This window comes from Sporolactobacillus vineae DSM 21990 = SL153, from assembly GCF_000377985.1.
In the GTDB taxonomy this organism is placed as follows: domain Bacteria; phylum Bacillota; class Bacilli; order Bacillales; family Sporolactobacillaceae; genus Sporolactobacillus; species Sporolactobacillus vineae.
The window spans coordinates 1-25869 of record NZ_KB899050.1 but is presented as its reverse complement, the minus strand read 5'-3'; the positions used below and the strand labels follow the sequence as shown (position 1 = coordinate 25869).

At 47.9% G+C, this 25869-nt stretch carries 26 protein-coding genes and 1 tRNA gene; 22 read left to right on the top strand and 5 right to left on the bottom strand.

Going from position 1 to position 25869, the window contains the following annotated elements; genetic code table 11:
* The first annotated feature begins 54 nt into the window (after window positions 1-54).
* The 9 genes from rnpA to D889_RS0110755 all read left to right on the top strand — a co-directional run bounded on the left by rnpA (window position 55) and on the right by D889_RS0110755 (window position 8757).
* A complete protein-coding gene (rnpA, locus tag D889_RS0110795; protein ID WP_010630845.1) occupies window positions 55-414 on the top strand; it encodes a ribonuclease P protein component in 360 nt (119 codons plus the stop codon).
* Window positions 411-635: a membrane protein insertion efficiency factor YidD gene (gene yidD / locus D889_RS0110790; RefSeq protein WP_010630844.1), complete on the top strand. Its 225-nt coding sequence runs from the start codon at window positions 411-413 to the stop codon at window positions 633-635. Before rnpA ends, yidD begins: the two co-directional genes overlap by 4 nt.
* Before the next feature lie 44 nt (window positions 636-679).
* Window positions 680-1456: a membrane protein insertase YidC gene (gene yidC / locus D889_RS0110785; protein WP_010630843.1), complete on the top strand. Its 777-nt coding sequence runs from the start codon at window positions 680-682 to the stop codon at window positions 1454-1456.
* A gap of 254 nt (window positions 1457-1710) precedes the next feature.
* Window positions 1711-3096 carry a tRNA uridine-5-carboxymethylaminomethyl(34) synthesis GTPase MnmE gene (mnmE, locus tag D889_RS0110780; RefSeq protein ID WP_010630842.1) on the top strand — a complete coding sequence of 462 codons (1386 nt, stop codon included), beginning with the start codon at window positions 1711-1713 and terminating at the stop codon, window positions 3094-3096.
* A 55-nt stretch (window positions 3097-3151) separates the two neighbouring features.
* A complete protein-coding gene (gene mnmG / locus D889_RS0110775) occupies window positions 3152-5044 on the top strand; it encodes a tRNA uridine-5-carboxymethylaminomethyl(34) synthesis enzyme MnmG (protein ID WP_010630841.1) in 1893 nt (630 codons plus the stop codon).
* Between the two features lie 17 nt (window positions 5045-5061).
* Complete coding sequence (gene rsmG / locus D889_RS0110770) at window positions 5062-5769, top strand: 16S rRNA (guanine(527)-N(7))-methyltransferase RsmG (protein WP_010630840.1); 708 nt, start codon at window positions 5062-5064, stop codon at window positions 5767-5769.
* Window positions 5770-5897: 128 nt separating this feature from the next.
* Window positions 5898-6752, top strand: coding sequence for a nucleoid occlusion protein (gene noc / locus D889_RS0110765; RefSeq protein WP_010630839.1), 855 nt, complete (start codon window positions 5898-5900; stop codon window positions 6750-6752).
* Between the two features lie 390 nt (window positions 6753-7142).
* Window positions 7143-7904, top strand: coding sequence for a ParA family protein (locus D889_RS0110760; RefSeq protein ID WP_010630838.1), 762 nt, complete (start codon window positions 7143-7145; stop codon window positions 7902-7904).
* Entirely contained in the window at window positions 7897-8757 is an 861-nt protein-coding gene (locus tag D889_RS0110755) for a ParB/RepB/Spo0J family partition protein (RefSeq protein WP_010630837.1), read from the top strand. Before D889_RS0110760 ends, D889_RS0110755 begins: the two co-directional genes overlap by 8 nt.
* 21 nt (window positions 8758-8778) lie before the next feature.
* Here D889_RS0110755 and yyaC read toward each other — a convergent pair whose 3' ends face one another.
* Window positions 8779-9393, bottom strand: a complete 615-nt coding sequence (gene yyaC, locus D889_RS0110750; protein WP_010630836.1) for a spore protease YyaC — start codon at window positions 9391-9393, stop codon at window positions 8779-8781.
* A gap of 435 nt (window positions 9394-9828) precedes the next feature.
* Between yyaC and D889_RS0110740 the strand changes: the two genes are divergently transcribed.
* From D889_RS0110740 to D889_RS0110710, 7 genes are all read left to right on the top strand, one after another.
* A complete protein-coding gene (locus D889_RS0110740; protein WP_010630835.1) occupies window positions 9829-11211 on the top strand; it encodes a glycine--tRNA ligase in 1383 nt (460 codons plus the stop codon).
* A gap of 67 nt (window positions 11212-11278) precedes the next feature.
* Window positions 11279-11506, top strand: coding sequence for a DUF951 domain-containing protein (locus D889_RS0110735; protein WP_010630834.1), 228 nt, complete (start codon window positions 11279-11281; stop codon window positions 11504-11506).
* Window positions 11507-11543: 37 nt separating this feature from the next.
* Entirely contained in the window at window positions 11544-12644 is a 1101-nt protein-coding gene (gene ychF, locus D889_RS0110730) for a redox-regulated ATPase YchF (protein WP_010630833.1), read from the top strand.
* 148 nt (window positions 12645-12792) lie between these two features.
* A complete protein-coding gene (gene rpsF, locus D889_RS0110725; RefSeq protein WP_010630832.1) occupies window positions 12793-13098 on the top strand; it encodes a 30S ribosomal protein S6 in 306 nt (101 codons plus the stop codon).
* A gap of 24 nt (window positions 13099-13122) precedes the next feature.
* A complete protein-coding gene (gene ssb / locus D889_RS0110720; protein WP_010630831.1) occupies window positions 13123-13647 on the top strand; it encodes a single-stranded DNA-binding protein in 525 nt (174 codons plus the stop codon).
* A 40-nt stretch (window positions 13648-13687) separates the two neighbouring features.
* Window positions 13688-13918 carry a 30S ribosomal protein S18 gene (rpsR, locus tag D889_RS0110715; protein WP_010630830.1) on the top strand — a complete coding sequence of 77 codons (231 nt, stop codon included), beginning with the start codon at window positions 13688-13690 and terminating at the stop codon, window positions 13916-13918.
* A 111-nt stretch (window positions 13919-14029) separates the two neighbouring features.
* Window positions 14030-15742: a DUF6044 family protein gene (locus D889_RS0110710; RefSeq protein WP_010630829.1), complete on the top strand. Its 1713-nt coding sequence runs from the start codon at window positions 14030-14032 to the stop codon at window positions 15740-15742.
* A 62-nt stretch (window positions 15743-15804) separates the two neighbouring features.
* Here the strand turns inward: D889_RS0110710 and D889_RS0110705 are convergent, their stop codons facing one another.
* The 4 genes from D889_RS0110705 to D889_RS0110690 form a co-directional block, all read right to left on the bottom strand.
* Complete coding sequence (locus D889_RS0110705; RefSeq protein WP_010630828.1) at window positions 15805-16377, bottom strand: DUF420 domain-containing protein; 573 nt, start codon at window positions 16375-16377, stop codon at window positions 15805-15807.
* Window positions 16378-16469: 92 nt separating this feature from the next.
* Complete coding sequence (locus D889_RS0110700) at window positions 16470-17114, bottom strand: HD domain-containing protein (protein WP_010630827.1); 645 nt, start codon at window positions 17112-17114, stop codon at window positions 16470-16472.
* An 81-nt stretch (window positions 17115-17195) separates the two neighbouring features.
* Window positions 17196-17675 (bottom strand): chemotaxis protein CheW, encoded by a 480-nt coding sequence (locus D889_RS0110695; RefSeq protein WP_010630826.1) that lies wholly within the window; start codon window positions 17673-17675, stop codon window positions 17196-17198.
* A gap of 90 nt (window positions 17676-17765) precedes the next feature.
* Complete coding sequence (locus D889_RS0110690) at window positions 17766-18698, bottom strand: cation diffusion facilitator family transporter (RefSeq protein WP_010630825.1); 933 nt, start codon at window positions 18696-18698, stop codon at window positions 17766-17768.
* Between the two features lie 421 nt (window positions 18699-19119).
* Between D889_RS0110690 and D889_RS0110685 the strand changes: the two genes are divergently transcribed.
* The 6 genes from D889_RS0110685 to D889_RS0110655 all read left to right on the top strand — a co-directional run bounded on the left by D889_RS0110685 (window position 19120) and on the right by D889_RS0110655 (window position 25798).
* On the top strand, window positions 19120-20067 hold the full coding sequence (locus D889_RS0110685) for a YybS family protein (RefSeq protein WP_010630824.1): 948 nt from the start codon (window positions 19120-19122) through the stop codon (window positions 20065-20067).
* A 58-nt stretch (window positions 20068-20125) separates the two neighbouring features.
* On the top strand, window positions 20126-22102 hold the full coding sequence (locus D889_RS0110680; protein WP_010630823.1) for a DHH family phosphoesterase: 1977 nt from the start codon (window positions 20126-20128) through the stop codon (window positions 22100-22102).
* Complete coding sequence (gene rplI / locus D889_RS0110675; RefSeq protein WP_010630822.1) at window positions 22102-22545, top strand: 50S ribosomal protein L9; 444 nt, start codon at window positions 22102-22104, stop codon at window positions 22543-22545. The genes D889_RS0110680 and rplI overlap by 1 nt, the downstream gene beginning before the upstream one ends.
* A 79-nt stretch (window positions 22546-22624) precedes the next feature.
* On the top strand, window positions 22625-23992 hold the full coding sequence (dnaB, locus tag D889_RS0110670) for a replicative DNA helicase (RefSeq protein ID WP_010630821.1): 1368 nt from the start codon (window positions 22625-22627) through the stop codon (window positions 23990-23992).
* Window positions 23993-24139: 147 nt separating this feature from the next.
* Entirely contained in the window at window positions 24140-25426 is a 1287-nt protein-coding gene (locus D889_RS0110665) for an adenylosuccinate synthase (protein WP_010630820.1), read from the top strand.
* Window positions 25427-25721: 295 nt separating this feature from the next.
* A tRNA-Met gene (locus D889_RS0110655) sits at window positions 25722-25798 on the top strand.
* Window positions 25799-25869: the final 71 nt, after the last annotated feature.

Sequence of the window (25869 nt, the reverse complement as noted above, 5' to 3'; positions counted from 1 at the left end):
AAGTTGCTGAAGTTGCCAAGTCGTTTAATAAATGTCCCATTATGGAGGGACAAAATGAAGAATTTAAAGAGACTGAAGAAGAACAGGGATTTTCAGGTTGTTTTCAAACAAGGGAAATCCTTTGCCAACCGTCAGTTCGTTGTGTATGTGTTGAAGCAGGAAAATCAGACCTGTTCCAGGCTCGGACTGTCTGTCAGCAAGAAAATGGGTAACGCCGTGATGCGAAACCATATAAAAAGGTATATTAAAGAGATGTTTCGCGGTCTGGCGGAAAGGCTTGAACCGGGGACGGATTTTATCGTTATCTCACGACGTCCAGTGAGAACGATGGCTTATCAGGAAATGGAGAAGAGCCTGATTCATGTCCTGAAAAAAACAGGTATGTTCCATGCACATGAGGGTGCGGACAGATGAAATATTTATTTATTTTTATCATTCGTGTCTATCAGAAATGCATTTCTCCTTTTACACCGCCGTCCTGCCGCTTTTATCCGACATGTTCCCAATATGCGGCTGAAGCGCTGGAGCGGTTCGGTGTTTTATATGGAAGCTGGCTGGCGGTAAAACGTCTGCTGAAATGTCAGCCTTTTCATTCGGGCGGGTTCGATCCTGTTCCGGAAAAAAAAGATAAATGAAACAGAATCGAACCTGGTTCGGGACTGATCAAGGAGGAAAAAGGTTGCGTAAAAAATATCTTGGCGTCGGACTGCTGGTGCTTTTTGCAGTGCTGCTGTCCGGCTGTTCAAACGTGAATGAGCCGATTAATGCAAGCAGCCCGGGATTCTGGAGTCATTACTTTGTGTTTCCTCTTTCCTGGTTTATCATCAAAATTGCCCAGATATTCTGGAACAGTTATGGCATTGCAATTATCATTACAACCATTATTGTCCGTCTCGTAATTATGCCGCTGATGGCGAAACAGGTAAAAAGTTCACAGGCGATGCAGGATCTGCAGCCGAAGATCAAAGAACTTCAGCAGAAATATAGTTCAAAGGATCAGAACACGCAGAAAAAGCTTCAGGAAGAACAGATGAAGCTTTTTCAGGAAAACAATGTCAATCCGCTGGCCGGATGCCTGCCGCTGCTGATTCAGATGCCGATCCTGTTTGCCTTCTATCAGGCGATCATGAGGACAGAAGTGATCAAGACACAGTCATTTCTATGGTTTCAGCTCGGTCATGCAGATCCGTATTTCATCTTACCGGTTATTGCCGGCCTGACTACTTTTTTACAACAAAAAATTATGATGGGCAGAATGGGCAATTCCAATCCGCAGATGCAAATGATGCTTTATGTTTTCCCGGTGATGATTGCGATTCCCGCTTTCTATTTCCCGTCTGCACTGGCACTCTACTGGGTCATCGGTAATATTTTCATGATCTTTCAGACCTATGTCATCTATGAAAAACGTGAGGCGCCGGAAAACGCCGGCAACGCGGGTGCAAAAAAGAAATAAGCCGGGCTCGCGAGCCCGAATGTTAATAATGTTCATGATGATGTCTATTCCGGCTGTTATTTTTATGGTTCTGCCAGAACCATACTGAACTGGGTCCCGGAATGATCCGGAGAACGCAAGCCTTATCGGGCTTTACTTTTCCGTGCAATGAAAAGCACGCATCTTAGGAGCGCGCTTTTTTCTTATCTGGAATCGGGGCTGTAATGCGCAGCAAGGCATACATCATAAGACTTATGCGAAAAGGGGTGATAAAATTGGATTATGAAGACACGATTGCCGCAATTTCAACGCCGGTCGGCGAGGGAGCGATCAGCATCGTACGAATGAGCGGACCGGAAGCCATTCAGGTCGGTGACCGTCTGTTCCGTGGAAAAAGACCGCTCTCCCAAGTTAAAACGCATACTATTCATTATGGGAAAATGATTGATCCGGAAAATGGGAAAGCCGTTGAAACCGTAATGGTATCGGTGATGAAAAAACCAAATTCGTATACGCGTGAAGACATTGTTGAAATCAACTGCCATGGCGGTCTGAACAGTGTCAACCGCATTCTCGGGCTGATTCTCGATCAGGATGTCCGCATGGCTGAACCCGGAGAGTTTACCAAACGTGCATTTTTGAACGGACGGATTGATCTGTCACAGGCTGAAGCAGTCATGGATCTGATCCGGGCTAAGACCGATCGAGCGATGGATGTCGCCATGAGTCAGATGGAGGGCCGGCTTTCAACACTCGTTCGGGGACTGAGAAAGCAGCTCCTGGATATTCTCGCTGCGGTGGAAGTCAATATTGACTATCCGGAATACGATGACGCGGAAGTGGTGACCGGAGAGATTCTCAGAGACCGGTCTGCCGCCGTCCGCAACCATATCGATCAGGTCCTGTCGACGGCACGGCAGGGAAAAATTCTCAGGGAAGGGCTGTCGACAGCCATTATCGGCCGACCGAATGTCGGAAAGTCATCACTCCTCAATCACCTGATTCATGAGAATAAGGCGATTGTCACCGATATTCCGGGAACCACCCGGGATATTATCGAAGATTACGTTAACATCCGTGGTGTTCCGCTGAAGCTGATCGATACAGCCGGTATCAGGGAAACAACCGATGAAGTGGAAAAAATCGGTGTTGCCCGCTCCCGCTCCGCTCTGGCGAATGCGGATTTGATCTTATTTTTGCTTAATGCTCATGAACCGCTGGCCGATGATGACCGCCGTCTTTTTCAGGCGATCGGCAACACACCGGCGATTATTCTGCTGAATAAGACAGATTTGCCGCAGAAAATTGAGATTGAGGAAGTAAACAGGCTCGCAGCACATCGGTCGGTGATTCGTCTCTCGCTAAAAAATGAGCAGGGCGTTGAAAAACTTGAAGATGCGATTAATACGCTGTTTTTTGATCGTAATTTGTCGGCGAATCATGAAGAAGCCTATGTCTCAAATGTACGTCACATTGCATTACTGAAAACGGCACGATCGGCGCTGTCCGATGCGATTACTGCTGCAGATCAGGGGTTGCCAGTCGATCTGGCACAGATCGATGTCAAAAGGGCATGGGATACACTAGGCGAGATTATCGGCGAAACCGTTTCCGACAGTCTGATCAATGAACTGTTCTCAAAGTTCTGTCTCGGAAAATAGATTGTGATTCACTGATCGAACAAGTATTATTACCTGTATCTGGGGAGGAAGAAAGATGAAAGGTTATCAGGCCGGTTCCTATGATGTGATCGTCGTTGGTGCCGGACATGCCGGTGTTGAAGCAGGCCTGGCAGCGGCAAGGATGGGCGCGAAGACCTTAATGCTGACCATCAGTCTGGAAGGCGTTGCTTTTATGCCTTGTAATCCGTCGGTAGGCGGTCCGGCAAAGGGCGTTGTTGTCCGTGAAATTGATGCATTAGGCGGCGAAATGGGCCACAATATTGATAAGACCTATATTCAGATGAGAATGCTTAATACCCGGAAGGGCCCGGCTGTCCGGGCACTCAGGGCGCAGGCTGACAAACAGCTGTACCAGCGTGCGATGAAAGAAACAATTGAAGAAACAGAGAATCTGACATTGAGGCAGGGTATGGTGGAACGCCTGATTGTTGAAGACGGAATATGCCGTGGGGTGGTTGTTGCTACCGGTGCGGAATACCGGGCTAAATCCGTCGTCCTGACAACCGGTGTTTATTTGAAGGGAAAAATCATCATTGGTGAACTGGAATATGAGAGCGGTCCAAATAATATGCAGGCTTCGGTGCATCTCTCAGAAAATCTTCATCAGCTCGGTTTCGATATGGTAAGATTTAAAACCGGAACACCGCCGCGCGTGAACGGACGGACAGTGGACTATTCCAAAACGGAAATTCAGCCGGGCGACGATGCACCTTTGTCTTTTTCCTATGATACGACAACCTTTGTGAAGGATCAGATTCCATGCTGGCTGACTTATACAAGTCCGGAGACCCATCAGATCATTCGGGATAATCTCGGTCGTTCGCCGATTTATTCGGGAGCCATTGTTGGAACGGGTCCAAGATATTGCCCGTCCATCGAGACCAAGGTTGTGCGTTTCAGTGACAAAAGCCGCCATCAGCTGTTTCTTGAACCTGAAGGTAAGGAAACAAGAGAAGTTTATGTGGACGGCCTGTCGACAAGCATGCCTGAAGAAATCCAGAGAAAGATGCTGGAAACGATTCCCGGTCTTGAAAAAGCAGAAATGATGCGGCCGGGGTACGCCATTGAATACGATGCCCTGGTTCCGACGCAGCTCTGGCCGTCGCTTGAGACAAAGAAGATTTCCGGTCTCTTTACTGCCGGACAGATCAACGGGACTTCCGGTTATGAAGAAGCCGCAGGTCAGGGACTCATGGGCGGCATTAATGCGGCCAGAAAAGCATTGGGCAAGGATCCGGTCATTCTCGACAGAGCCCAGGCTTATATCGGCGTGCTGATTGATGATCTGGTGACGAAGGGAACAAAGGAACCTTATCGACTGCTGACATCGCGAGCCGAGTACCGGCTGCTTCTGCGGCATGACAATGCGGACCTGCGCCTGACGGAACTGGGTCATCAGATTGGTCTGATTCCTGAAAAACGGTATCAAAGATTTTTGATAAAAAAGGAACAAATCAGGCAAGAGCGGGAACGTTTTACCCGTATCTCTATCCGGCCGACAGAGCATACGGATAAACTGCTCAAAGAGAAAGGCGCTGCGCCGATCAGCGAACCGGTTCGGGCTGAACACCTGTTAAAGCGACCGGAACTGGGCTATGATGATGTAGCCGGGCTGATGCCTGAACCTGGCTGGAAAGTTCCGGCCGATGTCAGGGAACAGGTAGAGATTCAAATCAAATATGAAGGATATATCAGCAAGCAGCTCCAACAGGTTGAAAAGATGAAACGGATGGAAAAGAAAAAAATACCCAAAGACCTGGATTACAGTGTCATCGACGGCATTGCTACGGAAGCTCGTCAGAAGCTGGATAAGGTACAACCGATCTCTGTAGGTCAGGCCTCCAGAGTTTCCGGAGTCAATCCAAGTGATATCGCCATTCTGCTTGTCTATCTGGAACAGGGGAGACTGGCCAGAAAAACAGGCTGAGAGAGCCGGGAAGAATCATGGAACTTTTGAAAAAGCTGTTGTCAGTAAGAAACATTGTGCTTTCTGAGCAACAGAATAGACAATTTAATCGTTACTATGAAGAATTAATCGAATGGAACAAGAGAATTAATCTTACCGGAATTACAGATGAAAATGAAGTTGCGGTCAAGCATTTCTACGATTCGCTTACAGCCTCGTTTGATTTACCGTTTGCAGGGCCGCTGAGAGTCTGTGATGTTGGCTCAGGTGCCGGATTTCCCGGAATACCGTTAAAAATACTTTTTCCGGATCTGAAACTGACCATTGTTGATTCACTGGAGAAACGGTTAAAATTTCTTGATCATCTGACCGATGCACTGGACCTGCAGCAAGTGAGTCTTGAGCATGAGCGTGCGGAGACGTTCGGCCATCGTAAAGACGCAAGGGAACAATTCGATCTGGTGCTGGCCAGAGCGGTTGCTCCTCTTTCGGTACTCTCTGAATATTGTCTGCCTCTTGTACGTATCGGAGGATTTCTGGTGGCAATGAAAGGCCTGAATGCGGCACAGGAAACAGCCGATGCCGGACAGGCTATCGAAAAACTTGGGGGTATGGTCGACCGGACAATGAATCTTGAGTTGCCGTATCATATGGGGTCGCGTACAATCATTATCATCAAAAAGATGCGGCCGACGCCGGCACGATATCCAAGAAAGCCGGGAATCCCGGCACGGAAACCGCTGTAAGGAATGTGTTCGGATCCAGATCTTATTCGCCTCAGTGTTTCACGTGAAACATTTAAAGGAAATTGCCGGCACCACAGAGAATTAAGCTAAAGACCAGGCAAGTCAGATTAGGGTGGTGAGCATTTTTTATGAAGCATTCTCTGTCAAATTTGTTTGCTCAAAAAAATGAACAGACTGCGAAGCCTGACCGCAAACACCAGCAAGGGGATCAAGTACAGGAAGTGCCGATTTCTCAAATTATCCCCAATCAATACCAGCCAAGATCTGTTTTCGACGAGGGTAAATTGCATGAGCTGGCTGTGACAATCAAGGAGCATGGCGTCATTCAGCCGGTTGTTCTGCGACCGTTTGATGGAAAATATGAAATTATTGCCGGAGAACGGCGGTGGAGAGCCTGCATTTATCTGGGATGGGAAAAAATCCCGGCGATCATCAGAAATCTCGATGACGATCAGACAGCATCGATTGCGTTGATTGAAAATCTCCAGAGAGAAGAACTGACTCCGATCGAAGAAGCAATGGCCTACTCCAGATTGATTGATATCCACGGACTGACTCAGGAGGGATTGGCGCAGAAGCTGGGAAGAGGGCAGTCTACTATTGCCAACAAGCTTCGTCTGCTGAAGCTTCCGCCGGTAGTTCAGAGCGCTATTCTCGAGAAAAAAATTACTGAACGTCATGCCCGCGCTCTGATCATCCTGAAAGATGCACAAAAACAGGAGAAACTGCTCAAGGAAATCATTGACAAGCAGCTCAATGTAAAACAAACAGAGAAAAGAATCCAGCGGATGCTTAATAGTGATGCATCTCTCGAAAAGAAAAATAAATCTCGGCGTATGTCCCTGAGCCGGGACAGCCGGATTGCTGTCAATACAATCAGACAGTCCGTCAGCATGGTTACTGATTCAGGCTTGAAAATCGATGCAAGTGAGGAAGATCTGGAAGATTATTACCAGATCACAATACGAATACCAAAGAAGTAAGATGAATGAAAAAAGAATGAAGCACGCCAGTCACAACCAGTGGATCGTATTCATTAATATACTTCGCCTGTTAACGGTTATTTGTCCCTGCTGAAACGTGTACAGGGAACGGATGCCGTTTTATTTTTGATTTATTTTAAGCAGTACCTGTGTTTTGCCGCTTAATGAATCAGGATCAAGACGAAACTTGCTGAAGATCTGCAGATTATCCGGCAGAATGATGAAACGGCGGATATCGGAGTTCCATTACCGGCAGAATTGGGAATGCGGGCAAGAAACAAATTGCACAAAGTATTTTTTAATCAAGTTAAATACCACAGATGTCTCACCGTAGAACTATTTCATGATAAAATGGAGAAGAGCAAGTGAAGCTTGAGAGTGGGTGGAAAAGTGAGTAAGATATTGGCGATAGCCAACCAGAAGGGCGGTGTAGGCAAGACAACAACGGCCGTAAATCTCAGTGCATGCATGGCTGATCTTGGATGCAAGGTACTTCTGGTAGATATCGATCCGCAGGGGAATGCAACAAGTGGCGCCGGAGTAGATAAGGGCGAAGTCGATGAGTGTGTCTACGATGTTCTTGTTGAAGATGCGGAGGTACGTCAGGTTGTTCAGAAATCGGCTATTGAAAATCTTGATGTTCTTCCTTCTGCGATTCAGCTGGCAGGTGCCGAGATTGAACTGGTACCGGCCATCTCCCGTGAAGAGAGATTAAAACGGGCACTGGAAAAAGTTAAGGATACATATGATTATATAATAATTGATTGTCCTCCTTCACTGGGCCTGCTGACGATTAATGCGCTGACTGCCGCCGATGCGGTGATCATTCCTGTCCAATGTGAGTACTATGCACTGGAGGGACTGAGCCAGCTGCTGAATACGGTTCGACTTGTGCAGAAACATCTGAATCACCATCTTGCGATTGAAGGGGTTCTTCTGACCATGCTCGATGCCCGGACGAATCTTGGATTACAAGTCATTCAGGAAGTAAAAAAGTACTTCCAGGATCATGTTTTTCAAACGATTATTCCAAGAAATGTACGTCTGAGTGAAGCGCCAAGCCATGGACAACCAATCATCATCTATGATTCAAGATCGAAAGGTGCCGAAGTTTACCTTGATTTTGCTAAGGAAGTGATGACTAATGACTAAGGCCCTCGGAAAAGGGCTCGATGCTTTTTTTCCTTCCGGTTTTTCTGATGATCTCGAAAATGCATCAGAAAGTCTCAAGCTCAGTGAGCTCAGGCCGAATCCCTATCAGCCAAGAAAGGATTTCAATGAGCAGGGACTGGAAGAGTTGGCACAATCCATCAGACAGCACGGGATCATTCAGCCGCTTATTGTTCGAAAAAGTATCAAAGGGTACGATATTGTTGCAGGAGAACGACGGTTTCTTGCGGCTAAAATGGCCGGTCTGAACAGCGTGCCGGTGATTATCAAAGAACTTACCGACAAAGAAATGATGCAGATCGCGCTGATCGAGAATTTGCAACGTGAGAATCTGAATCCGATCGAAGAAGCAACGGCTTATCAAAAGCTGATGCATGGTCTCCAGCTGACACAGGATGAACTGTCTAAAAAGCTTGGAAAGAGCCGGCCTCATGTAGCTAATTATCTCCGACTGCTTCAGCTCAATCCGCCTGTACGGAAACTTCTCGAAGAGGGCAAGCTGTCGATGGGACATGGCCGGGCTCTCGTCGGATTGAAGGACAAGAAACAGCTCACCGCAGTTGTCGATAAGGTTCTTAAAGAACAGATGAATGTCCATCAGCTCGAAGCTTTGATCCAGTCTCTGAACCACCATGTTCCACGTGAAACATCAAAGAAAAAATCCTGGAAGATGCCTCCTGAACTGAAAGAGAAAGTTGATGTTCTTAAGGAAATGCTGGGCACATCGGTGAAAATAAAACCAGGCAAGAATCAATCGAAGGGCAAGATAGAAATGGATTACTATTCGATGGATGACTTGTATCGTCTGCTCCAGCTACTGGATAAAGAATCCTGATTACGCAGCAGACAAATGTTTTCACAGTCCCCCGGGCAGAAATCGTGAGAGGATGCCCGGGCGCTTGTGTGTCAGCAGCGCTTTTTGAAGACCGAGACCGATCACGTCCGCAATCCGGATCACAAGGTTCAGTCTGGTGCTCTGCAAGACCGAATATTCCATAAAGCCGCTGACATTAACCAGACCGGTTATATTCATCTGACCGACAGCTTCAAGACGCTTATTGACACCTGCACCGGGAAGTAACGGACCACCGGCAACGCAAATATTACCGATATTCTTCTGCCTGCCGAGACACGCATCTACAGCAATGGTGAAACGGCCGGGATGAAGGGTGCGGATCTCCATCAGCGTATCCGTCAGATTCACTGCGTGAACCGGATGTTCCAGAGTGCCGTAAACGACAATATCGGGGATTTGCAGCTCTTCAATCCGGGTCCCGACAAGAGGACCGAGTGCATCACCGGTTGACCGGTCTGTCCCGATACAGACGATCAGGATCGGATCATCGGTGTCCGGGGCACCGGGAAGATAACGCCGAATCTGAGCAGCAACAGCGTCTGAAGCATTAGGATCAAGATAATGGACCGGGTCACTGAGTTTGCAGGCAGATGATCGCTCTACTTTTAGATTCATAGTTTCCGCTCCTTTGTCAGGTAGAAGCAGTATATGCTATTTTGAAGATTTCTATACATGACGCTGAACCGTGGAGCAGTCGGATAAAAAGCAATGATAAAAGCTGTCCATTTCCTATAAAATGGGATATACTAAGTCTCAGAAATAATGAAGTGAACAGATGAAGAGCAATGAAGGAAAAGAGTATCCGATGCCAGTTGCCGTACAGCGAACCGGGACAAGTGAAAGCCCGGGCAGCAGCTCCCGGAGAAGGCGTTCCTGAGCTCAGTTTCCAGAGTGGGCACAGTCCGGTGATTGTGTCAATTAGGGTGGAACCGCGCGGGCAGTCAAAGCTCTCGTCCCTAGGTCAGCATGACCTTTGGGACGGGGGCTTATTTATGTGACCGGCGGATAACCAGACGGAGACGGATATCATGATGAAAAAGGAGCAAAATGATGGCTAAAACAATGGAACAAATCGTTAATCTCGCAAAGCAGCGGGGATTCATTTTTCCGGGATCGGAAATCTACGGAGGTCTCGCCAATACATGGGATTACGGACCGCTCGGTGTGGAATTGAAGAATAATGTGAAAAAAGCATGGTGGAAGAAATATGTTCAGGAGTCACCCTATAACGTCGGCCTTGATGCCGCTATTCTGATGAATCCGAAAACCTGGGAAGCTTCCGGCCATGTTGCAAACTTTAATGATCCGATGATTGACTGTAAAAAGTGTAAGTCACGTTTTCGTGCAGATAAACTGATTGCTGCGAATATACCGGAAGATCAGCTTCCCGGCCCGATCGACGGTCTTGACTTTAAGACGATGGCAGAATTGATTGAATCACACCTGATTAAATGCCCCGAATGCGGTGAACATGATTTTACACCGATCCGTCAATTTAATCTGATGTTCAAGACATATCAGGGTGTTACAGAAACGGCCAAAGATGAGATCTATCTTCGCCCGGAAACGGCACAGGGTATTTTTGTGAATTTCAAAAATGTGCAGCGGACGATGCGTAAGAAGATCCCGTTCGGTATTGGACAGATCGGCAAATCGTTTCGTAATGAAATTACGCCGGGCAATTTCACCTTCAGAACACGGGAATTTGAACAGCTGGAACTGGAATTTTTCTGTAAACCGGGTGACGAAGATCATTGGTTCGATTATTGGCGGACTTTCGGCTATGAATGGCTGAAATCGCTGAATGTTCAGCCGGAGAATCTCAGACTTCGTGATCATGAAAAAGCGGAATTGCCGCATTACAGTAAGGCAACCACAGATGTTGAATATCTGTTCCCGTTTGGCTGGGGCGAATTATCAAGCCTTTCCTCACGTACCGATTATGATCTGAAACGTCATATGGAAGTATCCGGTCAGGACCTGCAGTATATTGATCAGAATTCAAATGAACGGTATATCCCTTATGTAGTCGAGCCGTCGCTTGGCGCCGATCGTGTGACGCTTGCCTTTCTTGCCGACGCCTACGAAGAGCAGCAAATCGATGAAAAGGATTCACGGACGGTTCTGCATTTTCATCCGGCACTTGCTCCGTACAAGGCTTGTGTGCTGCCGCTGTCCAAGAAGCTGGGTGATGAAGCAAAGAAAATTTATAGTCAACTGGCCGCAGAAATGATGGTTGATTACGATGAGACCGGATCCATCGGCAAAAGATATCGCAGACAGGATGAAATCGGAACACCGTTCTGTATCACGTATGATTTTGATTCCAGAGATGACGGTAAGGCTACGGTCAGAGATCGCGATACAATGGATCAGGTCAGACTGCCGATCGATCAGCTTGCTGCATTTCTTAAAGAAAAAATCACTTTCTGATCATTCGCTTCAGTCGTAAAACAAACATGATCCAGGAGAACTTTTCATAAGGAGGAGACGGGATGTTATGGCCAGGCCTCATATAGAATTTGATCTGAATGATGTCGTTGAAATGAAAAAGCCGCATCCGTGCGGAACCAATCAATGGAAAGTGATTCGAATGGGTGCAGATATCCGGATAAAATGTCTTGGATGCGGCCATAGTGTCATGCTGTCAAGAAGTGAATTCCAGAAGAAAATCAAGAGAGTGCTGGAATCAGGAACAAAAGAAGAACAAGATCAGAATAATGGATGACACGGATTAGGACGCAAAGTCCGGGGAGTTGAGAAAAATGAGTTTAACCACAGGTATTATCGGGTTGCCTAATGTTGGAAAATCGACATTGTTTAACGCAATCACTCAGGCGGGAGCAGAAATGGCTAATTATCCTTTCTGCACCATCGAACCAAATGTCGGCATCGTGAGTGTGCCTGATCAGCGGCTTGATCGTCTGACGGACATGTATCATCCGAAGCGGACGGTTCCGACGACGTTTGAATTCACCGACATCGCCGGTCTGGTTAAGGGTGCGAGTAAAGGTGAGGGACTTGGCAACCAGTTTCTTGCCAACATCAGGGAAGTCGACGCCATTTCACATGTTGTCCGCTGCTTCGATGATAAGAATATCACCCATGTTTCAGGAAAAATCGATCCGGTTGAGGATATCGAAACGATTAATCTGGAACTGATTCTTGCCGACCTTGAACAAGTGAACAAAAGGATTGACCGGATTGAGAAAATGGCCAGGCAAAAAGACAAGCAATCGATCGTTGAATACAGCGCATTATCAAAATTGAAAGAAGCCTTTGATCAGGGAAAGCCGGCACGGCACGTCGCTCTGACGAAAGAAGAGGAGGCGGCGATCAAGCCGTTTAATTTTCTGTCTAAGAAGCCTGTCCTTTATGTGGCCAATGTATCCGAAGATGACATTGCGGCACCGGAGCAAAATGATTATGTTCAGGCTGTTGAAAAATTTGCTGAAAAAGACGGTGCGGAAGTCGTAGCGATCTCTGCACGGATCGAATCGGAAATTGCCGAGCTGGAAGCTGAAGAAAAAAAGGCATTCCTGAAAGATCTGGGACTTAAGTCTTCAGGGCTGGACCGGCTTGTTGCCAAAGCCTATCAATTGCTCGGCCTGGCTACCTATTTTACAGCCGGTGAAAAAGAGGTCCGTGCCTGGACATTTAAACAAGGAACAAAAGCGCCTCAGGCCGCGGGCATCATTCATTCTGATTTCGAACGTGGATTTATCCGTGCCGAAATCATTTCCTATCAGGACCTGGTTGCCGACGGGTCGGAAATTGCTGCCAGAGAAAAGGGCCATCTCAGACTTGAAGGTAAGGATTATATTATGCAGGACGGGGATATTGTGAATTTCAGATTCAATGTCTGATTCGTAAGGATTACAGGTGTATTGAACCGTTCTTCTCTGATTCATTTGTAAATATTGAGTTGTTGTGCTATAATTTTAATCTATGAGTGAGAAGACTTGCTCTCTGCTCCAATCAGGAGCCGCTTAGTCCAAGGGGAGGTGAACGATCGTGCGTAAGTATGAAATCATGTACATTCTTCGTCCGGATCTGGAAGAAGATCAGGTAAAAGCTGTTAAAGAAAAGCTGGCTTCCATCCTGACGGAAAACGGTGCTGAAATCAACGATCAGAAGGAAATGGGCAAAAGAAGACTGGCCTATGAGATCAATGATTACAATACCGGCGTTTATGAAGTGCTGTATGTCACAGCAGACAGTGCCGCTGTGAATGAATTTGACCGCCTTGTGAAAATCGACAATGATGTCATCCGTTTTATGACGATTAAGGATGAACGCAAGCCGGAAGAAGTAAAATAATTTCAAAAAACAGGGGGGATTCTTTTGATTAATCGCGTCGTACTCGTCGGACGATTAACAAAAAATCCGGAGCTTCGCTATACACCGAATGGTGTGGCTGTAACCAGTTTCACCATTGCGGTGAATCGCCCGTTCTCGAATCAGCAGGGTGAACGTGAAGCGGATTTCATTCCTGTTGTCGTCTGGCGCAGGCAGGCCGAAAATGCTGCCAATTTCCTGACTAAAGGGAGTCTGGCCGGTGTGGACGGAAGGATTCAGACGCGGAATTATGAGAACAACGAAGGAAGACGGGTTTATGTCACCGAAGTGATTGCCGACAGTGTGCAGTTCCTTGAACCCAAGGGAACGCGTCATGCAGAAGGGAATAATTTCAGTAATCATGCGCCTGTACCTCCGGAGCCAAATCATAATCGCGCGCCTCAGTCCGGTGGAAACGTTCAGGGCAACAATGCGAACGGAAACAGTAACGAAAAAGCCCCTTCTTTTGAAGATCCATTTGCAAATGACAGCAAGCCGATTGATATTTCAGATGATGACCTGCCATTTTGATTAATGGCAGTGCCAGTGAGGAAGGAGAGGTGAAATAAATATGGCAATACGCCGGTCGCGCGGCAAACGTCGCAAGGTATGCTATTTTACCGTCAATCACATTACTTATATCGACTATAAGGATGTTGACTTACTGAGACGGTTCATTTCTGAGCGTGGAAAGATTCTGCCTCGTCGTGTTACAGGAACGAGTGCAAAATATCAGCGCCAGCTGACACGGGCGATCAAACGTGCCCGTCAGATGGCTTTGCTTCCGTATACACAGGATTGACCATTAATTTTATCTGCAACAAAGAGGCTGCAACAGTGCTGGTCACTGATGCGCCTCTTTTTTTAATCAGCAGCGGAAGCGTATAGAAAATTGTCTGGAAGAGGCAAAAAAATGAGTCCGGAAACTTTGAAAAACAATCATTCGCTTTACCATGAAACAAGACTGATCATCATCGCATTGGTGCTGATTGCTATTTATCTGCTGCCGATGTTTCTGCTCGGACAGAATGCACATATGCGGATCCAGGATAATCTGGATTCTAACGTGGCCTGGTACAGGGTTCTGGCCCGTAGTGGCGAATTGTTCGGTTCTGTCCACACAACGATCCCGCAGATCATTAACGGAGAATTAAGCCGTAATGCATTCGGCTCTCAGTTCAGTCTGATTGTTCTTCTCCATACGGTTTTACCTCCGATACTTGCCTATTCGGTGAGTCAGCTGATCTCCAGATTGTTCGCATTTATCGGGATGTACCTGTTACTGAGAGATCATGTTGTCCCGGAGAACCAGGATGGTCTGATCCGCGTTTTTGTTGCTCTGGCGTTTGCGCTGACGCCGTTCTGGCCTTCCGGCATGCTCAGCACTTTGGGCATGCCGCTTGCTCTCTGGGCGTTTCTGAATATCCGGAAGCGCCAGGATTCATGGAGAGATTGGACCGCTCTGATTCTGTTGCCTTTTTACTCGAGTTTTGAACTGGGCTTTTTCTTTTTCCTCTCAGGCATTGCCGTGTTCTGGGGTGTCGGTTGTATAGTCAGGAAAAAGATCGACGTGAAGTTTCTGGCAGCCATAATGACCATGACCGTCATGTACTTACTTGTTGAATACAGACTTGTCGCCTCATTGTTTCTGAATCCATCGCCGACGAACCGGAATGAATTCATTGAATCGAACCTGAATGGCGTTCAGGTGATGCGTTCAGCTTTTAATAATGCGCTCATTGGGCATAATCAGGTCTGGACCATCCAGCAATACATCATTCTGCCGGTGACCCTGGTTGTGCTGTGGCTCATTTTCCGGTCATTCAAGTCTCACAGACATCTCAGTAAGCCGCAGTTGTGGTTTGTCTTGCTGCTCGGGCTCAATCTTCTCATATCTTTATGGTATGCCTTCTGGTTCTATAAAGGATGGGTGCCGCTTAAGGAGAAAATCTCCATACTGACAACTTTTAATTTTTCAAGATATCATTACTTACATCCTATGCTCATCTATCTGATGTTTGCGCTGGGCCTGGTGATCTGCCGGCAGAAAGGGGCACGATGGAGAAGAGTGGCAGAGACGGCACTTATCCTTCAGGTTATGGTTCTGTTTTTGTATAACCCTGAGATCGAGTATCATCAGCAGCCGTCTTTCAAACAGTTCTATGCCGAGAAGCAATTTAATGAAATTGCCGAATATATCGGAAAACCCAAATCAGAATACCGTGTGGCCAGCATTGGCCTCCATCCGGCAATTGCTCAATTCAACGGGTTTTACACGCTGGACACGTATAATAACTTCTACCCGCTCAGTTACAAGCATGAATTCCGGAAGATCATCGCTCCCGAACTGAGAAAAAACAACTCTGTCAGAAACTATTTCGATAAATGGGGCGGACGGTGTTACCTGTTCACAGCCGAACTGGGGAAAAAATATGACTTCCGAAAAAATTCAGGAATGAGACTCTATCATCTGCAATTAAATATTAACCAGTTTAAAAGGATGGGCGGCGACTATATACTGTCCTCGGTTCCTGTTGTTTCACCAGAACACGATCATCTTCGTTTCCTGAAAGCATTCAGCAGTCGTGAATCAGCCTGGACGATCTATCTCTATCAGGCAGGCTAAAAAAGCGCGTTCCCATAGTCGGGAACGCGCTTGCCATGTTCATCCAGTCGCACCAGAGCCATTCAATAATAAGGCGCCATCATCAGATAGACGATCACTCCGGTAATGCTGACATACAGCCAGATCGGCATTGTCCAGCGAACAATCCGTTTATGTTTTCTGATCTGCATCGTCCAGCCCCAGACCAGAGCGAACGGAGCAAGGAAAACAACACTGGCTGCCAGCGTGCTGTGCGTGATCAGAACGAAGAAGTAAATCGGACGGATGATCCCTGTCCCGCCGTAGTGAGGCGCCGGTGCCAGATAATGAAAGGTAAGATAGGACAATAAGAACAGTGCTGTTGAGGTGAACGCCGCGAGTATAAATCCGCGATGCAGATTGATCTTTTTCTCTTTAATGGCGATCAGAGCACAGACAAGAAAAATAAATGTAAAACTGTTGAATATGGCATTTAACTTCGGGAGAATGTAGACATTCCGGCTGATCCTTCCGTTATAACCAATAAATGGAGCAAAAAAAAGCAGCAGAATAACGATATTCGCCAGGATGGCTGCAGTAATAATCAACACAGCATAATTTTTATTGCTCTTGGGCACCGGATCCTGACTGCCCGGTAGTTTATCGGATTGATTCATCGGAAAATATCCTTTCAATCGTAGATTTCTGAATTCATCACACTTCTATGATAAGTGCGGCCGGCTGACGCCGCAAGTATTTCAGCAGCGCATCAGTTTTTTGTCAGGTCATGCAGCAGACGCAGTGTAATTGTTTCAATACTTGTCTGTGACAAGGACTCCTCCTCAATCATCTCTCTGAGAATAACCGTAAGGAAATAGTGAACCGAAGCCAGCTCCCGAAACTTGATAATCGATTCAAGTGCTTCCTTATAAATCTGGAGGAACAACGGTTCAGGGTTTCCTTTCTCAATCTCGCCGTATGCTTCGTAGAGCAAATCAATTTTATCCGCAACAGCAAGAATTTTCCCCTCAATCGAATCATCCTTGCCTTCTTTTAACCGTTCTTCGTAGCACTGACGGAATTCCGGAGGAAACTGATTGTCCAGAAACTCTTTAGTCATCGAGCCTTCAACCTGAGATAACAGTTCCCGAAGTTTGGGGAGTGCATATTTTACAGGCGTTTTGATATCGCCGGTAAAAAGTTCGGAATAATCGTGATTGATCGCCCGTTCATAAACCTTTTTCCAGTTGACGGATTGGCCGTCGCGTTCTTCAATGGTTGCCAGAAACTGAGCAATGGTTGCGACTTTAAAAGAATGGCTCGCGACGGAATGCTCCTGGTACTTAAAGACACCGGGGCAGCGGTAGATACCTTCAAGATCGGATAAACTCTGAAAATACTTGTGAATGCCCACCCTTCTTACCTCCTTGTTCATGAACTCAATGTCGGTGATGCAGCAGGTTTTTAAAAGAGCCAGAGGGAAAGGGGGAAAAGATTAATCATTTCCGTTCAGTCCGGCATGCTGCCGAATCTGATCATTTTTCCGGCTGATCTCTTCAGCAAGATTTTCAAGATTGAGCAACGGTATTTCCCGACCGTCAATAATCACTTTTTCTGTGAAGTACGGGGATGTTTCTCCATACTCAGAAACCTGATCACAATGAATAGAACGGGTATCGCCGACAGCATCGGCTTCAAGAGCGAAATGGCCCGAAGCCGATGAACAGAGCACAGCTTTTGCGTCCTTCCGGCTGAATGCAGCATCGGCTTCCGGATGTAAAAGAGCCGACAGAAGAAGCAGTGGAAAGATCGTTCTCCTGACAGAAATCAATCCGAGGAAACCCGGGCAGGTCAGCGGTACCGGAGACGCTTCTACCGGCTCGATAATTTCACTGATTTCGCGGATCGGGACGCCGATTGCAAGTGAACCGGCGTACAGGATCAGTAATTCTGAATCTTCTTCCTTAGTTGGCATAAGAGTCACCCCGATCGCTCAGATTTAGGATACATGCAGCGGCGGACAAAGACAGGTCCATTAATATATCGGATGCAAACGGATTTTCAGTTACTTTTTCAGATTGGGTACCGAGTCCGGTTCGACGATCTTCCGGCCTGCATACCACGGATTAATGTGAATCAGCACTTCCTCCACATCCGGAAACTGTTTCATCATCCGCCCGCGTATGGCTTCGGTAATGTCGTCACCCTCCTGAATACTCAGCGAGGCCGGCAGACGTATCTGCGCATCGATCAGAATTGAATTGCCATGTTCACGTGCCCGGAGGATATCAATGGATTTGACTTGCGGGAAGGATAGAAAAACTTGTTTGTATTCTTCCTGTCGCGTTTCGTCAACACTGCTTTCCATCAGCACATTTGTTGACTGGATCATCATCTTAATGGCAATTCTCAGGACAAGCAGGGAGACGACGATGCCGGCAACCGGATCGCTCAGGTGTGCATAAGGAATATTCAGCAATCTTCCGGCCCAGCCGATGCTCAGGCCGACGGCAGCAGCGAACGAAGCAAAAATGTCGGCCAGGTGATCGGATGCCGTTGCTGCCAGACTCTTGCTGTGATAGCTCACTGCGGCATGATGCGTGTAAAGATATAAAATCCATTTCCAGCCCGTGGAAACAAGAGCAGCGGAGAGGGCCCAGATGCTTACTTCCGACACAGGGCCGAACAGGGACTTTACCGCTGTGTAAATCAGAAACGCGGCCGCTGCAATCAGCAGGACGCCGATAAATGCAGTGGAAACATCCTCTGCTTTCCCGTGGCCGTACGGATGATCCATGTCGGCCGGATGGTTGGACAGTTTCATTGAGCCAATGGCCGCGATCGATGCGATCACATCCCCACCGTTGTGCACGCCGTCGGCAATGAGCGCCGTGCTGTGAAAAAGCATGCCGCAGGCGATTTTGATCAGGGTCAGTAAAAAGTTGCTGATCAGGCTGACCCAGGCGACGAATAAGGCTTTCGGACTTTCATAAGCCATATTGGTTCACACTCCTCAAAATGTTAGCCTCAGGCAAGTTCATCATTAGAAAAGACAACCCGTAATTGGATTGTCTCAAATAGTAAGCATCATGGTTTATTTTAAAAACATGTGACATAATGGCACCAACTCTTAAAGAAAACTCAGCGATACCATGCCTGGTCAAAAAGGTTTGTTGTTTTCTTTGTTTTTCGAAAATGAACTTGCTGAAATTAAAAACGGTTACAAATTAAACGCATAAATCAACTCTGCCTAATTATAGGTCTATTGTACCTGCTTTACAAGGAATATGCATGTGAGAAGGGCATGCTGTTCCTGTATGGAAAAATTATATTATAATTGAAATTATGGGTTTCATGTGAAACAAAATTGAACTGGCTGCCCTTGCGGCTTGATTCCATACTTTTTAAGGAGTGTCGTAATGAAGAACAGAAAAATGATGACCGGCATAATCGGATCATTCGTTGTGCTGCTGGCGCTGGCCGCCATTTATTTGTACATACCTCTGCTTTCTCTCCTGACGATCTGGTTCATCCCGATCCCGCTGATGTATCTTGTCGCGAAGCACGGCTGGCGATACGGGACGGCGGCACTGATTGTCAGTGCGGCCTTTCTGCTGGTATTAAGGCCGAGCCTGTCGGTACTGACACCGGTTGCGTTCCTGATTACCGGCTATGCAGGCGGCTGGATGCTGCTAATGAAAAAGTCGGCATTTGTTATTCTTCTGGCCACAACCTTGTCTAATATCGCTCAGTTGATTCTGGCACTTGCCGGGTCTGTACTTCTTTTTCACTACAATCCGGTCGCCGAACTCAAGACACAGGTTGGCGAGACACTGGGATTAATGCTCCGTCAGTCGGGTCCGCTGCTGAACCAGACGCAGGGAGGCGGCATGCTTTCCCAGTATCAGACGTATCTGGACTATATCGGCAACCTGGCACCGTCGATTCTTGTCGTCGTCGGATTGATCTACGCACTTATCGTCGAATGGATCGGACTCCCGATATTGCGAAAACTAGGTGTCGATGCACCAAAATGGGTTCCCTTCCGCAACTGGAAAGTGCCGAAGAGTGTGATCTGGTTCTTTCTTATTGCTCTTCTGCTGGGCCAGACAGGCCTTCTGACGGATGGCAGTCCGCTGATGGTCGTCACCATCAATATCACCTTTATCATGGAGATGCTGCTGGCCGTACAGGGAATGAGCTTTATCTTCTTTGTCTTTCACCATTGGCGTCTTCCACTGATTATCCCGGTACTGATTGCTGTTCTGACGGTCGCACTCAGCTTTTTGCTGCTGCAGGCGGTCACAATATTAGGTATAATTGATCTTGGTTTTGATTTACGCAGACGGATGCTGAAAAGGAAATAATTCCAGTTGCGGAGGTATTCTCCGCTTCTGACTGACGCTGCTTGCAGGAGCTGAAAAAATGGCGAATCAATTTAAACATCGCTGGCGCAGTGATTTAATGATCGGACTGGGTCTGCTGTACCTCCTGTTTCTTGTTTTTACTGCATTCCTGAACTGGCTGCTTGCACTGGCCGGTCTCGTTTTGCTGGCTCTTTCCGTGACGTGGTTTATATTTAATGAGACACAGTTTGATAAGGAGCTGACGGAATATGTAGCCGGTCTCTCCTACCGCCTGAAAAAAGTAGGCGATGAGGCGCTGCTGCAAATGCCGATCGGCATCATGCTCTATAACGAAGCCGGCCGGGTCGAGTGGTGCAATGCGGCCTTCAACCGGATCGCCGGTGAAGCGGAAACGCAGATCGGTCATCCTCTGAAAGAGATTTCAGAGGATTTTGAGAAATTGATTCAGTCGGATAATGACTCGATGATCATGACGATTAACAACCGTCAGTACCGCGTCCGGCAGAAACAGGAAAGCCGGCTGTTTTATTTTACGGACATTACCGATGTGCTGAAGATTAAAAAGAGTTTCTATAATGAACAGCCCGTACTTGCCCTGATTTTTCTGGATAACTATGATGAGGTGGCTCAGGGACTTGAGGATCAGGTCCGGAGTACATTAAATAATGAAACAACCGCTGTAATCAAAGCGTGGGCGTCACGCCATGGCATGTATCTACGACGAACCGCTTCGGACCGGTTCCTGGCCGTGCTTAACGAGAAATTGCTCGATGCACTGGAGAAGGAGCGGTTTTCCATACTGGATAAGGTGCGGGAAATTGTCGTGCCCTACAGTCATATCCCGCTGACGCTGAGTATTGGGGTCGGCGCCGGCACAGAAATGCTCAACGAACTGGGCAGCTATGCGCAGTCGGCGCTGGATCTGGGGCTCGGACGCGGCGGTGATCAGGCGGTCATCAAACGTCCGGATGGTGCGGTTAAATTTTTCGGCGGCAAATCCAATCCGATCGAAAAAAGGACACGGGTTCGGGCGCGGGTTATTTCCCACGCCATTTCCGAACTGATGCTGGAAAGCGATCAGATTCTGATCATGGGCCACAAGGCACCCGATCTGGATGCCATCGGTTCATGCATCGGCATTCTTAAAATTGCCCATGCCAATGGACGCAGTGCCAAGATTATTATTGATCGTACCCATGACGTCACCGGTGTGGACCGGCTGATGAGTGAAATCCGGAAAAGCAAAGATTTATGGGCAAACTTTATTTCCGCCGATGAGGCCGGGGAAATTGTGACCAAACGGACGCTTGTCGTCGTCGTGGACACGCATCGACCGTCGATGGTTGCGGATCCGGCGATTCTCGATCAGGTGCATCGGATCGTGGTCATTGATCATCACCGCAGGGCGGAAGAGTTTATCAAAGATCCGGTTCTGGTCTACATGGAGCCTTATGCGTCTTCGACAGCCGAACTGGTTACCGAACTCCTTGAATACCAGGCGAATGAGCGTCCGCTGGATGTCATTGAGGCCACCGCGATGCTTGGAGGTATCGCCGTCGATACAAAGAACTTTACGCTTCGAACGGGTTTCCGGACTTTTGATGCAGCGTCTTACTTGCGTGCTCATGGGGCTGATACGATTCTGGTCCAAAAATTCTTGTGTGATGATCTGAACCAGTTTAATCAGCGGGCGGATCTGATACGACGGACTCAGGTGTATGATGGAAATATCGCCATCGTCAGTGGTGACGAGAAGAATGTGTACAACCAGGTGCTTCTGGCACAGACCGCGGATACGCTCCTGATGCTGGAAGGCATCCGGACTTCTTTTGTCATCGGACTGCGGGAGGACGGTCTGGTCGGCATCAGTGCGCGGTCGCTCGGGGATATCAACGTCCAGATCGTCATGGAAAGCATGGGCGGCGGCGGACATCTGAATAACGCGGCGACACAGCTGCGCGGGGTGACGGTCGCTCAGGCGGTGGACAAGGTGAAAGAAGCTATTGACAAGTATTATGAGGGAGGATTGTCATAATGAAAGTGATCTTTTTAAAAGATGTGAAAGGAAAAGGTGTTTCAGGAGAAGTCAAAGAGGTCAGTGAAGGCTATGCACGCAATTATCTTCTGCCTCAGAATCTGGCCGTTCCGGCGAATAAAAGTACGTTGAGCCAGCTTGAGGCGAAAAAGAAGAGAAAAAAGGAACATGAAAAAGAAGAACGTGAAAAAGCGGAACAGCTGAAAGCAAAAATCGAGAATGTGACGATTGAACTGAAAGCAAAGTCCGGGGAAGGCGGCAGATTATTCGGTTCGATCACAAGCAAACAGATCGTACAGGCATTTAAAAAGCTGGATATTTCCGTGGATAAGCGCAAGATCGATCTGCCGGAGCCGATTCGTACGCTCGGTTATTCCGATGTGCCTTTGAAACTCCATCCGGAAGTCACGGCTAAAGTGAAGGTCCACGTAACTGAGGCATAATTGTAACGGATGGGCAGCTGTTTTGATTTTTATGATTTGCAGGATTCGTCTGTGGGAAGAATGTTAAGGAGACGGAAAGATGAGCGACTTATTTGCCGACCGGACACCGCCCTATAATACAGAAGCGGAACAGGCCGTGCTGGGTGCTGTGTTCCTGGAACCTTCTGCGGTCATTACCGCCTCTGAACAGTTAATTCCGGAAGATTTTTACCGAACCAGCCACCAGCTGATCTTCGCCGTGATGGTCCAGCTGTTTGACCGGAATGAACCCGTCGATGTCGTTACGGTCACCAACGCACTCCAGTCGTCCAGGCATCTGGAAGAAGTCGGCGGGGTCGACTATCTGGCCGAGCTGGCGGGATCCGCACCGACTGCCGCGAACATCAGTTATTACTGCCACATTGTTGCTGAAAAATCACTGCTCCGTAAACTGATCCGGACAGCAACTCAGATTGTATCGGACAGTTACACAAGGGAAGACGATGCTGAGAATGTCATTGACGATGCCGAGAGGAAAATTCTTGAGGTATCTGAGCGGAAACGGACAGGCGAATTCAGGCCGATTAAAGATGTCCTGATCGAAACCTATGACAACATTGAGGCGCTGCAGAACAGAAAAGATGATGTGACCGGAACAGCGACCGGGTTTATTGAGCTGGACAGAATGACGGCCGGATTTCAGAACAGTGATCTGATCATTGTTGCAGCGCGGCCGTCTGTCGGGAAAACGGCCTTCGCACTGAATATTGCGCAGAATGTGGCCACGAAGAATGAAGCCAATGTCGCGATTTTCAGTCTCGAAATGGGCGCCCGGCAACTGGCGATGCGTATGCTTTGTGCTGAAGGGAATATTGATGCCCAGAAGCTTCGGACCGGAAAACTTGAGGATGATGACTGGCAGAAATTGACCATGGCTATGGGAACACTTTCGCGTGCCGGGATTTATATTGATGACTCGCCTGGGATCCGTGTCAACGAGATCCGCTCGAAATGCCGGCGGCTGAAACAGGAAAAAGGTCTGAGTCTGGTGATTATCGACTATCTTCAGCTCATTGCCGGAACAGGCACGCAAGGCCGTCAGGAGAACCGGCAGCAGGAGGTTTCGGAAATTTCCCGGACACTGAAAGCGATGGCCCGCGAGCTCGATGTGCCGGTCATCGCTCTGTCGCAGCTCTCCCGTGGCGTGGAGGCCCGGCAGGATAAACGGCCGATGATGAGCGATATCCGTGAATCAGGCAGTATCGAGCAGGATGCCGATGTCGTTGCTTTTCTCTATCGTGATGATTATTACAACAAAGAAAGTGAAAAGCAGAATATTATTGAAATCATCATTGCCAAACAGCGAAACGGTCCGGTTGGTACGGTCGAACTGGCCTTTATCAAAGAATATAATAAATTTGTGAATATTGATCGCAGTCATAAGGAAGGCGTGCCGGGCAAGGCATGATGCTTCACTGAATTGGATAGAAATCCGAACAAATTATTGACAATCCCCTATAAACGTTCGTTTTTACGTTGACTTTTAATTTGAGTACCTGTTAAGCTTAGTAAGGACTGAGAGAATTTCAAAGGATTTAAGTAGGGGGCTGGATGAATGTCTTCTGTCGTTGTCGTAGGTGCCCAGTGGGGCGACGAAGGAAAAGGAAAGATTACTGACTATCTGTCGGAAAACTCGGAAGTTGTATCCCGATACCAGGGCGGGGACAACGCCGGGCATACCATTGTCTGGAACGGGAAGACCTATAAACTCAGGTTGATGCCTTCAGGTATCCTGTATAAGGATAAGATCTGCGTTCTTGGCAACGGAATGGTAATTAATCCGAAGTCGCTCTGCAAGGAGCTGGATTACATGAAGGAGAGCAGCGTGAATACGGAAAATCTCCGGATCAGCAGCCGCGCTCATCTGGTTATGCCTTATCATATCAAACTGGATATTCTTGAAGAGAAAAGCAAGGGCACGTCGAAAATCGGAACAACGCAGAAAGGGATCGGACCGGCTTACATGGATAAAGCAGCCAGAGTCGGTATCCGGATGGCTGATCTGCTCGAACCGGAGACGTTCCGTGAAAAGCTGACAAAGAATCTGGCTTCCAAGAATCGTCTGCTTGAAAAGATGTACGAGTGTGAAGGCTTTAATATCGATACCATATATGATGAGTACCTGGCCTACGGCGAACGCGTCCGCCACCTCGTCTGCGACACATCTATCGTCCTGAATGATGCACTGGATGCCGGAAAGCGGGTTCTTTTCGAAGGGGCACAAGGGTGTATGCTCGATATCGATCAGGGTACTTACCCGTTTGTGACGTCGTCTAATCCGGTTGCCGGAGGTGTCACCATCGGCGCAGGTGTCGGCCCGACAAAAATCAATCATGTTGTCGGCTGCGCGAAGGCTTATACAACCCGTGTCGGCGACGGCCCGTTCCCGACAGAACTGAACAATCCAACCGGCGACCGGATCCGTGAGACGGGTCATGAATACGGAACGGTAACTGGCCGTCCGCGCCGCGTCGGCTGGTTCGACAGTGTGGTACTGCGCCATTCACGCCGTGTCAGCGGCCTGACAGATCTGTCGCTCAACTGTGTGGATGTACTGACCGGTCTGGAAACGGTGAAAATCTGCAAAGCCTATGAATACAAAGGAAAAGTCATTGAGGAATTTCCGGCAAGCCTGAATATTCTGGCACAATGCAAGCCGGTTTATGAAGAGATGCCCGGCTGGACGGAAGATATTACCGGTGCCCGCTCTCTGACGGATCTGCCGCAGAATGCACGCCACTACATCGAGCGCATTTCACAACTGACCGGCGTACCGCTGTCGCTGTTCTCTGTCGGTCCCGACCGCACTCAGACCATTGAAGTGCGCAGTGTATTTGCCTGATCAGGCAGAGGACGGATTGCCTGCAAAATGCGAGTACCCGCAGCAAAAAATAACAGTCTGGTTAACCGAAGCAAAAAGCAAAGTATTGAAGAGGAGAGAAATCGAGGGGTTTCTTTCCTCTTTTTTGGTAGAGTTGTCAGACTCGTCACGATGGATCAGGATTTGGTTAATTTAAAGAGAATGACACATACTTCATCTGAGGAACATTTGCTATTGTGCGTGAACGATGTTATAATATCACTTGTGCCGCGAAAGGGAATACACCGGCAGGCTGAAACAGCCGATAATTGAACATCGCGGGGTGGAGCAGTCTGGTAGCTCGTCGGGCTCATAACCCGAAGGTCGCAGGTTCAAATCCTGCCCCCGCAACCAATGGGTCCGTGGTGTAGTGGTCTAACATGCCTGCCTGTCACGCAGGAGATCGGCGGTTCAAACCCGCTCGG

Bases quoted from the DNA above. Each gene is read 5' to 3' on its own strand.
- rnpA (WP_010630845.1), top strand. From the start codon at position 55: ATGAAGAATTTAAAGAGACTGAAGAAGAACAGGGATTTTCAGGTTGTT.
- yidD (WP_010630844.1), top strand. From the start codon at position 411: ATGAAATATTTATTTATTTTTATCATTCGTGTCTATCAGAAATGCATT.
- mnmG (WP_010630841.1), top strand. From the start codon at position 3,152: ATGAAAGGTTATCAGGCCGGTTCCTATGATGTGATCGTCGTTGGTGCC.
- rsmG (WP_010630840.1), top strand. From the start codon at position 5,062: ATGGAACTTTTGAAAAAGCTGTTGTCAGTAAGAAACATTGTGCTTTCT.
- noc (WP_010630839.1), top strand. From the start codon at position 5,898: ATGAAGCATTCTCTGTCAAATTTGTTTGCTCAAAAAAATGAACAGACT.
- D889_RS0110755 (WP_010630837.1), top strand. From the start codon at position 7,897: ATGACTAAGGCCCTCGGAAAAGGGCTCGATGCTTTTTTTCCTTCCGGT.
- yyaC (WP_010630836.1), bottom strand. From the start codon at position 9,393: ATGAATCTAAAAGTAGAGCGATCATCTGCCTGCAAACTCAGTGACCCG.
- D889_RS0110740 (WP_010630835.1), top strand. From the start codon at position 9,829: ATGGCTAAAACAATGGAACAAATCGTTAATCTCGCAAAGCAGCGGGGA.
- D889_RS0110735 (WP_010630834.1), top strand. From the start codon at position 11,279: ATGGCCAGGCCTCATATAGAATTTGATCTGAATGATGTCGTTGAAATG.
- ychF (WP_010630833.1), top strand. From the start codon at position 11,544: ATGAGTTTAACCACAGGTATTATCGGGTTGCCTAATGTTGGAAAATCG.
- rpsR (WP_010630830.1), top strand. From the start codon at position 13,688: ATGGCAATACGCCGGTCGCGCGGCAAACGTCGCAAGGTATGCTATTTT.
- D889_RS0110710 (WP_010630829.1), top strand. From the start codon at position 14,030: ATGAGTCCGGAAACTTTGAAAAACAATCATTCGCTTTACCATGAAACA.
- D889_RS0110705 (WP_010630828.1), bottom strand. From the start codon at position 16,377: ATGAATCAATCCGATAAACTACCGGGCAGTCAGGATCCGGTGCCCAAG.
- D889_RS0110695 (WP_010630826.1), bottom strand. From the start codon at position 17,675: ATGCCAACTAAGGAAGAAGATTCAGAATTACTGATCCTGTACGCCGGT.
- D889_RS0110690 (WP_010630825.1), bottom strand. From the start codon at position 18,698: ATGGCTTATGAAAGTCCGAAAGCCTTATTCGTCGCCTGGGTCAGCCTG.
- D889_RS0110685 (WP_010630824.1), top strand. From the start codon at position 19,120: ATGAAGAACAGAAAAATGATGACCGGCATAATCGGATCATTCGTTGTG.
- D889_RS0110680 (WP_010630823.1), top strand. From the start codon at position 20,126: ATGGCGAATCAATTTAAACATCGCTGGCGCAGTGATTTAATGATCGGA.
- rplI (WP_010630822.1), top strand. From the start codon at position 22,102: ATGAAAGTGATCTTTTTAAAAGATGTGAAAGGAAAAGGTGTTTCAGGA.
- dnaB (WP_010630821.1), top strand. From the start codon at position 22,625: ATGAGCGACTTATTTGCCGACCGGACACCGCCCTATAATACAGAAGCG.
- D889_RS0110665 (WP_010630820.1), top strand. From the start codon at position 24,140: ATGTCTTCTGTCGTTGTCGTAGGTGCCCAGTGGGGCGACGAAGGAAAA.